This window comes from Streptomyces sp. NPDC030840 (assembly GCF_055572015.1).
On the sequence record NZ_JBVIEE010000001.1, the window covers coordinates 411,997 to 424,017 of the forward strand.

9 protein-coding genes are annotated in these 12,021 nt (G+C 72.0%); 8 read left to right on the forward strand and 1 reads right to left on the reverse strand.

The genetic code is table 11. The annotated features are described in order from the left end of the window. Positions 1-242 precede the first annotated feature (242 nt). The 8 genes from leuS (at position 243) to holA (ending at position 11,517) form a co-directional block, all read left to right on the forward strand. Positions 243-3,131, forward strand: coding sequence for a leucine--tRNA ligase (leuS, locus tag ACZ49J_RS01725; RefSeq protein ID WP_467455463.1), 2,889 nt, complete (start codon positions 243-245; stop codon positions 3,129-3,131). A 183-nt stretch (positions 3,132-3,314) separates the two neighbouring features. After that, on the forward strand, positions 3,315-4,127 hold the full coding sequence (locus ACZ49J_RS01730; RefSeq protein WP_467455462.1) for a hypothetical protein: 813 nt from the start codon (positions 3,315-3,317) through the stop codon (positions 4,125-4,127). Between the two features lie 72 nt (positions 4,128-4,199). Then, positions 4,200-5,045, forward strand: a complete 846-nt coding sequence (locus ACZ49J_RS01735; RefSeq protein ID WP_467455460.1) for a DegV family protein — start codon at positions 4,200-4,202, stop codon at positions 5,043-5,045. Between the two features lie 133 nt (positions 5,046-5,178). After that, entirely contained in the window at positions 5,179-6,288 is a 1,110-nt protein-coding gene (locus ACZ49J_RS01740) for a ComEA family DNA-binding protein (protein ID WP_467455459.1), read from the forward strand. 98 nt (positions 6,289-6,386) lie between these two features. Next, complete coding sequence (locus tag ACZ49J_RS01745) at positions 6,387-8,969, forward strand: ComEC/Rec2 family competence protein (protein WP_467455458.1); 2,583 nt, start codon at positions 6,387-6,389, stop codon at positions 8,967-8,969. A gap of 237 nt (positions 8,970-9,206) precedes the next feature. Further along, the gene (locus ACZ49J_RS01750) at positions 9,207-10,088 is read left to right on the forward strand and encodes a YceI family protein (RefSeq protein ID WP_467455456.1); all 882 of its coding nucleotides are present in this window, start codon (positions 9,207-9,209) and stop codon (positions 10,086-10,088) included. 90 nt (positions 10,089-10,178) lie between these two features. Beyond that, complete coding sequence (locus tag ACZ49J_RS01755; protein WP_467455455.1) at positions 10,179-10,424, forward strand: hypothetical protein; 246 nt, start codon at positions 10,179-10,181, stop codon at positions 10,422-10,424. Between the two features lie 106 nt (positions 10,425-10,530). Then, a complete protein-coding gene (gene holA, locus ACZ49J_RS01760) occupies positions 10,531-11,517 on the forward strand; it encodes a DNA polymerase III subunit delta (protein WP_467455453.1) in 987 nt (328 codons plus the stop codon). A 191-nt stretch (positions 11,518-11,708) separates the two neighbouring features. Here the strand turns inward: holA and rpsT are convergent, their stop codons facing one another. Further along, complete coding sequence (gene rpsT / locus ACZ49J_RS01765) at positions 11,709-11,975, reverse strand: 30S ribosomal protein S20 (RefSeq protein ID WP_467455452.1); 267 nt, start codon at positions 11,973-11,975, stop codon at positions 11,709-11,711. Positions 11,976-12,021 lie beyond the last annotated feature (46 nt).

Consider the following 12,021-nt stretch of genomic DNA (forward strand, 5'->3'; position numbering starts at 1 on the left):
TTCCGGTGGCCGACGGACGACCCCCGCGCGTACCGGAACCTCGTCGCGGCGCGCTCGGAGGCTGCGGTACCCTGACGCCATGCGTGCCGTACGCCTTCTGCTTAGCGGGCCGCGCTGACCAGTCCCGACCACCGGCGAACCGTGGTCGGAGTCGGCGCGGCGTCCCCTCCTGTGCGAGGGGATTTTTCGTTTCTTGAACGTCACAGTCGCTGGCAGAGACGATCGATGGAGCTTTGAGGATCATGAGCGAGACGAACCCCGCTGCCGCCGCCGTGTCGGCGGAGGCAGCGCCGCACCGCTACACGGCCGCCGTCGCGGCCGAGATCGAGGCACGCTGGCAGGACTTCTGGGACGCGGAGGGCACGTACGCGGCGCCCAACCCGAGCGGTGACCTGGCGGACAGCCCGGAGCGGGCCGCCAAGCCCAAGAAGTTCATCATGGACATGTTCCCGTACCCCTCGGGTGCGGGCCTGCACGTCGGTCACCCCCTGGGCTACATCGCCACCGATGTCTTCGCCCGCTTCCAGCGGATGACCGGCCACAACGTCCTGCACACCCTGGGCTTCGACGCCTTCGGCCTGCCCGCCGAGCAGTACGCCGTGCAGACCGGCACGCACCCGCGCGTGTCCACCGAGGCCAACATCGAGAACATGAAGGTCCAGCTGCGCCGGCTGGGCCTGGGCCACGACAGGCGCCGGTCCTTCGCCACGATCGACCCGGACTACTACAAGTGGACCCAGTGGATCTTCCTGCAGATCTTCAACTCCTGGTACGACGACGAGGCGAGGAAGGCCCGCCCGATCGCCGAGCTGGTCGCCGAGTTCGAGTCCGGTGAGCGCGCCGTACCGGGACACACGCGCGCGTGGAGCGAGCTGACCGCCGCCGAACGCGCCGACGTCCTGGGCGAGTTCCGCCTGGCGTACGCCTCCGACGCGCCGGTCAACTGGTGCCCCGGCCTGGGCACCGTGCTGGCCAACGAGGAGGTCACCGCCGACGGCCGCTCCGAGCGCGGCAACTTCCCCGTCTTCAAGGCCAAGCTGCGCCAGTGGAACATGCGCATCACCGCCTACGCCGACCGGCTGCTGGACGACCTGGAGGCGCTGGACTGGCCCGAGGCCATCAAGCTGCAGCAGCGCAACTGGATCGGCCGCTCCGAAGGCGCCCGCGTCGACTTCCCCGTGGACGGCGAGCGCATCACGGTCTTCACCACGCGCCCCGACACCCTGTTCGGCGCGACCTACATGGTGCTGGCGCCCGAGCACCCGCTGGTCGAGAAGTTCACCGCGGACGCCTGGCCCGAGGGCACGCACCAGGTGTGGACCGGCGGACACGCGACCCCGGCCGAGGCCGTCGCCGCGTACCGCGCGCAGGCCGCCTCCAAGTCGGACGTGGAGCGGCAGGCCGAGGCCAAGGACAAGACCGGCGTCTTCATCGGCGCGTACGCCACCAACCCCGTCAACGGCGAGCAGATCCCCGTCTTCATCGCCGACTACGTGCTGATGGGCTACGGAACCGGCGCCATCATGGCCGTCCCGGCGGGCGACCAGCGGGACTTCGAGTTCGCACGCGCCTTCGAACTGCCGATCCGCTGCATCGTCGAGCCCACCGACGGCCGCGGCACGGACACGTCGACGTGGGAGGACGCCTTCGCGTCGTACGAGGCGAAGATCATCAACTCCGCCAACGACGAGGTCTCGCTGGACGGCCTGGGAGTCGCCGAGGCCAAGGCCCGCATCACCGAGTGGCTGGAGCGCCGGGGCGTCGGCGAGGGCACCGTCAACTTCCGGCTGCGCGACTGGCTGTTCAGCCGCCAGCGCTACTGGGGCGAGCCCTTCCCGATCGTCTACGACGAGGACGGCGTCGCCCACGCGCTGCCCGAGTCGATGCTGCCGCTGGAACTGCCGGAGGTCGAGGACTACTCGCCGCGCACCTTCGACCCGGACGACGCCGACACCCAGCCCGAGACCCCGCTGTCCCGCAACGAGGAATGGGTCAACGTCACGCTGGATCTGGGCGACGGCCCCAAGCGGTACCGCCGCGAGACCAACACCATGCCCAACTGGGCCGGTTCCTGCTGGTACGAGCTGCGCTACCTGGACCCGCACAACAGCGAGAAGCTGGTCGACCCGGCCGTCGAGCAGTACTGGATGGGCCCGCGCGAGGGCATGCCGCACGGCGGCGTCGACCTGTACGTGGGCGGCGCCGAACACGCCGTGCTGCACCTGCTGTACGCGCGCTTCTGGTCCAAGGTCCTGTACGACCTGGGGCACGTCTCGTCGGCCGAGCCGTTCCACAAGCTGTTCAACCAGGGCATGATCCAGGCGTACGTCTACCGCGACAGCCGTGGCATCGCGGTGCCCGCCGCCGAGGTCGAGGAGCGCGACGGCGCCTACTACTACCAGGGCGAGAAGGTCACCCGCCTGCTGGGCAAGATGGGCAAGTCCCTGAAGAACGCGGTCACTCCCGACGAGATCGCCGCCGAGTACGGTGCCGACACGCTGCGCCTGTACGAGATGGCGATGGGCCCGCTGGACGTGTCGCGGCCGTGGGACACACGCGCGGTGGTGGGCCAGTTCCGGCTGCTGCAGCGGCTGTGGCGCAACGTCGTGGACGAGACGACCGGCGAGGTCACCGTCGTCGAGGTCGAGGACGCCGACATCGACGTGGACACCCTGCGGGCGCTGCACAAGGCCATCGACGGCGTGCGCCAGGACCTGGAGGGCCTGCGGTTCAACACCGCGATCGCCAAGATCACCGAGCTGAACAACCACCTGACCAAGGCGGGTGGCCCGGTGCCGCGTTCCGTGGCCGAGCCCCTGGTGCTGCTGGTCGCGCCGCTGGCCCCGCACATCGCCGAGGAGCTGTGGCGCAAGCTGGGCCGCACCGACTCGGTCGTCCACCAGGACTTCCCTGTCGCCGACCCGGCGTACGTCGTGGACGAGACCGTCACCTGCGTCGTGCAGATCAAGGGCAAGGTCAAGGCGCGTCTGGAGGTTCCGCCGTCCATCTCCGAGGAGGAGCTGGAGAAGGTGGCGCTGACCGACGAGAAGGTCGTCGCCGCGCTGGGCGGTGCGGGGATCCGCAAGGTCATCGTGCGGGCGCCGAAGCTGGTGAACATCGTCACGGCGTGACACCCGCCGCGGCCGGGTGGGCGGCTGTTCCGCACGTCGGCGGCTCATCGGGCGGCCTGCGTACGGCTCCGGGTGATCCCTTACGGGCAGGTTCGGGGTTCTTCAGGAACTCTGGACCTGCCCGTGGCGTTTACCGTGGAAGAACAGCGCAGCAGCTGCCGAGCGGGTCGGAGGAGGAGCGTCGTGGAGGCCGTGATCGCAGTGGTCGCCCTGATCTTCGTGCTGTTCGTGGTGCTGGGCGCGTACGCCACGGTGAAGGTGGTCGGCGCCGCCAAGCGCGGTGTGGACCGCACGATCGAGCAGGCACGCCGCACGGTCGAGGACACCACGCTGCGCGCGAAGAGCTTCGCCCAGCCCGGTGTGGTGGGCCAGCTGGCGGACCTCCGTCTCAAGCTGCGCACATCGATGCGCGCCACCCAGGACGCGCTGCACGCTGGCGTGGCGGAGGACGAGTCCCTGAAGGAGTCGCTGGCGCTCTTCCAGCGTCTCAGCGCGCACGGGCACGAGCTGGACGCCGAGCTGAGGCGCCTGGAGTCCGACCCGGACCGCGCCAAGATCACCGAGCGGCTGCCGGACCTGCGCGAGCGCACCGAGCGGATCATCAATGCGGCGGACTCCCTGCGCTGGGCGGCGCGCGACCGGGCCCGCCGCTTCGCGGACGACGACCTCGACACACTCAGCGCCCAGATCGACGTCGAGGCGGGCGCGCTGCGGCACTGGACGACGGAACCCACCACGTCGGTGGACGGGCAATCCACCTCGTCGTCCGGAGACCAACCCGACTCATCGGCCGGGGGGCACGGACCGCCCTCCGCCGCCGCGCCTCCGTGGCCCGAGGCCCCGGCGCCAGAAGCCGCCGCCTCGACCGGGCAGACCTGGCCGGAGACACCCCGGTCCCGTGCCGCGGAGGAACCGACGCGGGCCGCCATCGACCCGCCGGCTCCGCGTGCCACCTACCCCTGGCAGAAGAAACCCCGCCCCGAGAGCACGACTTGATCCCACCCGTCCGACCGCAGGTGGGAGGGGCCGGGCTGCCACGCGCACGTTCCGGCAGGTAACCTCCAGCTCATGTCCCGCCATGTCGCTATCGTCACCGATTCAACGGCCTACCTGCCGCCACGGACGATGGAGCGTCACGGCATCACCGCGGTGCCGTTGACCGTGGTCCTCGGTGACCGGGCGCTCGAAGAGGGCACCGAGATCTCGGCGCGCTCGCTGGCGCAGGCACTCCAGAAGCGACGGCCCGTCACCACCTCCCGGCCCAGTCCCGAGCTGTTCGCCGAGACCTACCGCAAGGTCGCCGAGTCGGGAGCCACGGGCATCGTCTCCCTGCACCTGTCGTCCGAGTTCTCGGGCACCTACGACGCTGCCGTCCTCGCGGCGCGGGAGGCACCCGTGCCGGTACGCGTGGTCGACACCGGGATGGTCGCCATGGCACTCGGGTTCTGCGCGCTGGCCGCGGCCCAGTCCGCGGAGGCGGGCGGCACGGTGGACGAGGCCGTCACCGCCGCCGAGAAGCGAGCCGCGGGAACGTCCACCTTCTTCTATGTCGACACCCTCGACTACCTGCGCCGGGGAGGCCGGATCGGTGCCGCCCAGGCGCTGCTCGGCTCGGCCCTCGCGGTGAAGCCGCTGCTGCAACTGGACGACGGCCGCATCGAACTCCTCGAGAAGGTACGCACGGCGTCCAAGGCGATCGCCCGTCTGGAGGAGATCGTCGCCTCCCGCGCCGGCGGCGCACAGGTCGACATCGCGGTCCACCACCTCGCCGCGCCAGACCGGGCCCAGGCGCTCGCGGACCGGTTGCGGGCGCGGGTTCCCGGGCTGGTCGATCTGCACGCCAGTGAGGTCGGAGCGGTGATCGGCGCGCACACGGGGCCCGGGCTGCTGGGGGCGGTCGTCTCGCCCCGGTGACAGTTGCGCATCCGTCAGGTGGAACGGTCCCCGGTCGCTCGTGCGGGTGATCGAGTTATCCACAACCGGGCGGTAATCCACGGGAATTGAGCAAGATCATCACGAGTCCGCGTGAGTGTCCGATCCTCGTCGCATGGCACTTCGATCACGTTCACGCACAGCGACCGTCACCAGTGGTCCGGGCCGTGGGCCCGTCTCCGACGGCCGGGTCCGCCACCGCCGTTCCCTCGCCTGTGGCAGGTCCCGACGCCACCACGCCTCGGCGGAAGCGCTCCGCCTGCGCGCGGAAGCGCTCCTCCTGGAGGGGACAGCGCGCGGAACAGCAGAGGGAACAGGGGATAGGGCAGGGGAGCGGCGGGAGTTGGGCAATGACCCACCGGTTTCCCTGAACGGCCCGGGCGTCGCCCCGGGAGGGACGCCGGGCGGCGCCCAGGGAGGGATGACCGGGCGAGGGGCCGGTGTAGCCGACGCCATCGGCCGTCCCGCCGAGGGCGCGGGGGCGACCTGGCGGGAGCGGCTCGGGCCTGCGGTCCGGGAGCGGATGCCGCTGTGGCTGCAGACGAGGTGCGGGCTGGAGCGGAGAAGCGTGCTGGCGCTCGGCGTGGTGCTGGTCGTCGCGGCGGTCTTCGCCATGCAGCATTTCTGGGCGGGCAGGACGGAGCCGGTGAGCGCGCCTGCCGTGGTGCGCCCGGCGCCGCACGACGAACAGTACGGACAGCGGCCCGTGGCCGCGACGGGGGCCTCCCCGGGGGCGTCGGCTTCCGCAACGGGTCCCGTGATCGTGGTCGACGTCAGCGGAAAGGTGCGCCGTCCCGGAATCCAGCGGCTGCCATCCGGTTCACGGGTGGCCGACGCGCTGCGGGCGGCCGGCGGGGTGCGGCCGGGCGCGAGCACCGAGGGACTCAACCGCGCCCGCGTGCTCATGGACGGAGAACAGGTGGTGGTCGGCGGCCCGCAACCGCCCGCCGTGGGCGCCGCGCCGGGAGCCGGTGCGGGCGCCGTGCCGGGCGCCGGGAGCGCCGGAGGGCCCGCCACCGGTGGCGCCCCCGCCGCTCCCGTCTCCCTCAACACGGCCACCGCGGAACAACTCGACACACTGCCCGGCGTGGGCCCCGTGCTGGCCCAGCACATCATCGACTACCGCACCCAGCACGGCGGCTTCCGCTCGGTCGACGAGCTCCGCGAGGTCAACGGCATCGGGGAGCGGCGGTTCGCCGATCTGCGGAATCTCGTACGGCCATGAGGGGCGCCGAGCGAGAGCTCCACGCCCCTGAGCGGAGCGCGCGAAGAGGTGCGGACACCGCTGCCGAGCGCTCCGTACCCGGCCGCGCACCTGTGCACATGGCGTCCGTGAGCCGGCTGGGGGCCGCACACCCCAGGCAGGAGGGGCCGACGGACCTGCGGCTGGTACCGCCCGCGTTGGCGGCCTGGGCGACTGCCGCTGTCACGCTCGACGCAGCGGCCGAACGGATCACCGGCGTGGTGGTGATCTGTCTGGTCGCGGGCGCTGCCCTGCTCGTGGCCCGGCGGCACCGCGCACGCGTGCCGGTGCCCGGCGGGCTGGCTCACGGGCACCGGGCCGAGGGGGCCACAGGAGCGTTCTCCGTCGCCGCCGTCCTGCTCTGCGCCGCCGCGGCGGCTGCCTCCGCCGGACTGCACGGGGCGGATCTGCGGCGCGGTCCCGTCCCCGCGTTGGCCCGCCAGTACACACAGGTCACGGCCGAGGTCGAACTCACCTCCGATCCACGGCTCACCCGCCCCCGGATCAGAGGAGACCACGTGGCCCCGACGGCCGTTCTACTGAACGCCGAGGTCAGGCAGGTGACGAGGCCGGACGGGACGGTCCTCGCGACGCGGACGCCGGTCCTGGTGATCGTGGCCGCGAGGCCGGGTCCCACCCGTGCCGGGAGCGCGCGTGCGGGAGGTTCGGCAAGTGCGGGAATCGGGGGAACTGATGGCAGCTCAGAGAGGCCGGGCGTCGGTTCCGAACGCCGGGCCTGGCTGTCCCTGCTCCCCTCCACGCGGGTGCGCGTCGCCGCGCAGGTCGTGCCGGCCGTGCTCGGCGGGGACCGGATCGCCGCCGTGCTGCGCGTGCGGGGCGGCGGGCCGCCGGACATCGTGGCGGAGGCGTCCGGGACGCAGCGGTTCGCCGGGAGCCTGCGGAGCGGGCTGAGGCGGGCGACGGACGGGCTGGACGCCGACGCACGGGCGTTGCTGCCGGGGTTCGTCGTCGGCGACACCTCCCGGGTTCCGGCCGAGCTGGACGAGGCCTTCAGGGCCACGGACCTCACGCACCTCCTGGCCGTCAGCGGTGCGAACTTCACCATCCTCCTCGCCCTGTTCATCGGGCCGCCCGGGCTCGCCCAACGCGCCGAGCGGCGCGGACTCGCCCCGCTGCTGGGTATCCCGTTGCGTACCACCGCGCTGTTCGGGGGCGTGCTGACGCTGGGCTTCGTGATCGTGTGCCGGCCGGATCCGAGCGTGCTGCGGGCTGCGGCCTGCGGGTCGATCGCGTTGCTGGCCATCGCGACCGGGCGCCGAAGATCCCTGATTCCCGCGCTGGCCACGGCGGTTCTGCTGCTGGTGCTCTACGACCCGTGGCTGGCCCGCAGTTACGGCTTCCTGCTCTCGGTCCTCGCGACCGGCGCCCTGCTCACCCTTGCTCCGCGATGGAGCGCGGCGCTCCAGCGGTGCCGGGTGCCGCCGCGACCGGCCGAGGCGCTGGCCGCGGCTGCCGCGGCGCAGGCGGTGTGCGCGCCGGTCGTCGCGGTGCTGTCGGCGCGGGTGAGTCTGGTGGCGGTGCCGTGCAATCTGCTCGCGGAGTTCGCGGTGGCACCGGCCACGGTGCTCGGATTCGCCACGCTGGCGACAGCGCCCGTGGCGATGCCGGTCGCCAAGGCCCTCGCGTGGTGCGCGGGCTGGCCGACCGGGTGGATCGCGGACATCGCGCGCACCGGGGCCGCCCTGCCCGGCGGGGGAGTGGACTGGCCGGGGAGCTGGACGGGCGCGCTGCTGCTCGCCGTGGTGACGGTGGTGGTCGTCCTCGTGGGGCGGCGGATCGTGCGCCGTCCCCGGATGTGCCTGGCCGGCCTCGTGGTGTTCCTGCTCGTGGTGGTGCAGCCGCCGCCGCTGACCAGGGTGATCACCGGATGGCCGCCGCCCGGCTGGCGGTTCGCGATGTGCGACGTCGGACAGGGCGACGCGACCGTCCTCGCGGCGGGCGAGGGGGCGGGTGTGGTCGTGGACGCGGGCCCCGATCCGGTGGCGGTCGACCGCTGTCTGAGCGCGCTCGGCATCACGAGGGTCCCGCTCGTCGTGCTGACCCACTTCCACGCCGACCATGTGGCGGGACTGCCAGGGGTACTGCGCGGCCGGCCGGTGGGCGCGATCGAGACCACGGGGTTCGAGGAGCCGCTGGACCAGGCCGCGTTCGTGCGGGGGCAGGCGGCGGCCCGGCGCATTCCGGTGACGCGGGCCGTGGCGGGGCAGGGGCGGCGTACGGGGCACCTGGCGTGGCGGGTGCTGTGGCCGCCGCCGGGCACCGGTCCCGCGCCCGAGGGGCCGAACGACGCCAGCGTGACCATGCTCGTCCGGTCCGCCGGGCTGACCCTGCTGATACTCGGCGATCTCGAACCGCCTGCCCAGCGGGCGTTGCTGAGATCCCCGGCGGCCGCGGAGCTGGGAGCCGTGGACGTGCTGAAGGTGGCCCACCATGGCTCGGCGTACCAGGATCCGGAGCTCCTACGCGCCGTGGCACCGCGGCTCGCACTGATCTCGGTCGGCGCGGACAACCCGTACGGTCACCCGGCACCGAGCACGCTCGCGGCGCTGCGGGCCGGCGGCGCGACGGTGCTGCGTACGGACGAGGACGGAGCGGTCGCGGTCGTCGGCGGGGCACAGGGGCTGCGGGTGGCGAGGGAGTGAGGGAGGCGGGGGACGGGGAGGTGCTGGAGGCGTACGGCGCGAGATTCGGGATCGAGATCGAGCGGGTGTCGGAGGGGCGAAAGTCTGACAAGGCGGATTAATGGGGTTACTCGTGCGTAGCCCCAGCACATGCGCTGGTTTTTCCGATGTGGTCCTGTGTTGCCTCGAAAGCCCCAGCGGTGGTCGAATGCATCCTCGGCAACACACGATGTCGAGTCACGCAGGGATGTGTCACGGATGCTGGGCCGCTGGCGGGAGAACCGAACGAGGCAGGGGCAACGGGGCGGCCCCCTGGGCGCGGTACGGGTTCCGCCCGGTGCCGGAGTGCTCAGCTGCCGTGTGCTCGATCCGGTGAACGAGCCCGTGCGGCAGGCGGAGTTCGTCGTCAGCGACACGATGGGCCGCAAGGTCGTCTGCGGGGGTGCGGACCCCTACGGGTCGTTCATCGCGGCGGTGCCGGCGGGGGAGTACCGGCTCGCGGTGTCGGCCGAGGGATACACGCCGTACCGGGCGAACGCCGTCGTCGGTGAGAGCGCGCTGGCCTCGCTCGGTGACGTGACCCTGCAGATCGCCCAGCCGTACGAGCTGCCCTGGGAGGGGGACTGGGAGATCGAGCCGACGCATTCCTCGATCGGGTTCACCGCGCGGCACATCGGACTGGCGCATGTGCACGGGAGGTTCAACCGGTTCGCCGGGGCGATACGGATCGCGGAGTCCATGGAGCGGTCGGCGATGCACGTGGTGATCGACGCGGCGTCCATCGACACGAACGTGAGGATGCGGGACGACCATCTGCGGTCGGCGGACTTCCTGGACGTGGAGCGGTTTCCGACGCTGGAGTTCTACAGCGACCGGTTCGTGCACCGGGGCGGCAACCGCTGGGCGATCACGGGGGCGCTGTCGCTGCACGGGGTGACGCGGACGGTCACGCTCGACACCGAGTACCTCGGGCTGGGCAACGGTATGGAGGGGGAGGTGCGGGCGGCCTGCAAGGCCACGACCGAGCTTCGGCGCGACGACTACACGGTGAGCTGGCAGACGATGCTCGCGCGGGGCATCGCGGTCGTGGGGCCCAGCATCCGGGTCGACCTTGACGTGCAGATCGTTCCGAAGAGCTGACGGAGCGGAACTCTGACCTGGCGTCCGATGCCGCTCCGCACGTACGGGCCCGGCGGGGGAGCGTGGTGCGGGGTATCGGAAAATGTCCGCGTGAGTGATGTGAGACATGTGCTGGTGCTGCCCGACCGCGAGGCCGCGGAGGAGGCTGCGGAGGCGCTGGCCGACCGGTTCGGACTGGACGAGGAACCCCAGCTCGTACGGGACGCGCTGGCCGGGGAGGACGACGCGGAGGACGCCCAGTGGCTCGTCGTTCTGCGGGACGAGACGGAGCGGCTCGACGCCGTGGCGTTGGACGAGTTCGCGGGGGAGTGGGACGGCTGGCGGGAGGAGCCGTAGCCCTGTACTGGGGGCCGGTGAGGGCGTTCCTTGCGTTCGTGGGTTCCGGCGCGTGGAGTGTCCTGCTCGGGACGCGTTGTCAGTGGTGCGTGGGATGCTGTGAGAGATGGCCAGGAAGACTGCGAATGACGACCTTCTCGCCCCGGTCACGGTTGCCGTGGGCCAGGAGGACCTCCTGCTCGACCGTGCCGTGCGGGAGGTGGTGGCCGCCGCGAAGGCCGCCGACGCCGACACGGACGTACGTGACCTGACCTCGGACCAGTTGCAGCCCGGGACGCTGGCCGAGCTGACAAGTCCGTCGCTCTTCGCGGAGCGGAAGGTCGTGGTCGTACGCGGCGCGCAGGATCTCTCGGCCGACACGGTCAAGGACGTGAAGGCGTACCTCGGTTCGCCCGCCGAGGAGATCACCCTTGTGCTGCTGCACGCGGGCGGGGCCAAGGGCAAGGGGCTGCTGGACGCGGCGCGCAAGGCGGGGGCGCGGGAGGTGGCGTGCCCGAAGATGACGAAGCCGGCGGAGCGGCTGGGCTTCGTGCGGGGGGAGTTCCGCACGCTGGGGCGGTCCGCCACGCCCGAGGCGTGCCAGGCGCTCGTGGACGCGATCGGGAGCGATCTGCGGGAGCTCGCGTCCGCGGTGTCGCAGCTGGTCGCGGACGTCGAGGGGACCATCGACGAGGCAGTGGTCGGGCGGTACTACACCGGGCGGGCCGAGGCGTCGAGTTTTGAAGTGGCGGACCGGGCGGTGGAAGGGCGGGCGGCGGAGGCGCTGGAGGCGTTGCGGTGGTCTCTGGCGACCGGGGTCGCACCCGTGCTGATCACCAGTGCGCTGGCTCAGGGGGTGCGGGCCATCGGGAAGCTGTCCTCGGCGCGGGGCGGGCGGCCGGCCGATCTGGCGCGGGAGCTGGGGATGCCGCCGTGGAAGATCGACCGGGTGCGGCAGCAGATGAGGGGCTGGACGCCGGACGGGGTGGCGGTTGCCCTGCGGGCGGTCGCGGAGGCCGATGCGGGGGTCAAGGGTGGGGGCGATGATCCTGAGTACGCGTTGGAGAAGGCGGTTGTGACGATCGCGCGGGCGGCTCGGTCCCGGCGGGGGTAAGCGGAACAGCCGAGGGCCCCGGCTGTCCCCTGGGGAAGGGGAGCAGCCGGGGCCCTCGGGTGAAGCTCGGTGGACCTGTACCCGCGTGGCGAACGCAGGCCGCGTACAGGTCCGGGGTGCCGGATGGGAGCGGATGAGAGAGGGCCCGCTCTGGGTCCAGCCGGCGGTCAAGTCAGGAGTGAGCCGGAAGCTCAGCCCTTGAGGGAAGCGACCTGGGAAGCCAGCGCCGACTTCTTGTTGGCAGCCTGGTTCTTGTGGATGACGCCCTTGGAGACGGCCTTGTCGAGCTTGCGCGAGGCCTCGCGCAGCGCGACGGTCGCCTTCTCCACGTCACCCGCGGCCGTGGCCTCGCGGGTCTTGCGGATCGCGGTCTTCAGGGAAGACTTGACGGCCTTGTTGCGCTGCCGGGCCTTCTCGTTGGTCTTGATCCGCTTGATCTGGGACTTGATGTTCGCCACGAATGAGCCTTTTCAGGTTCAGGCACGCGAGACGCCGCAACGCCGC

Bases quoted from the DNA above. Each gene is read 5' to 3' on its own strand.
- holA (WP_467455453.1), top strand. From the start codon at position 10,531: ATGGCCAGGAAGACTGCGAATGACGACCTTCTCGCCCCGGTCACGGTT.
- ACZ49J_RS01735 (WP_467455460.1), top strand. From the start codon at position 4,200: ATGTCCCGCCATGTCGCTATCGTCACCGATTCAACGGCCTACCTGCCG.
- ACZ49J_RS01745 (WP_467455458.1), top strand. From the start codon at position 6,387: ATGGCGTCCGTGAGCCGGCTGGGGGCCGCACACCCCAGGCAGGAGGGG.
- leuS (WP_467455463.1), top strand. From the start codon at position 243: ATGAGCGAGACGAACCCCGCTGCCGCCGCCGTGTCGGCGGAGGCAGCG.
- ACZ49J_RS01750 (WP_467455456.1), top strand. From the start codon at position 9,207: ATGCTGGGCCGCTGGCGGGAGAACCGAACGAGGCAGGGGCAACGGGGC.
- ACZ49J_RS01740 (WP_467455459.1), top strand. From the start codon at position 5,179: ATGGCACTTCGATCACGTTCACGCACAGCGACCGTCACCAGTGGTCCG.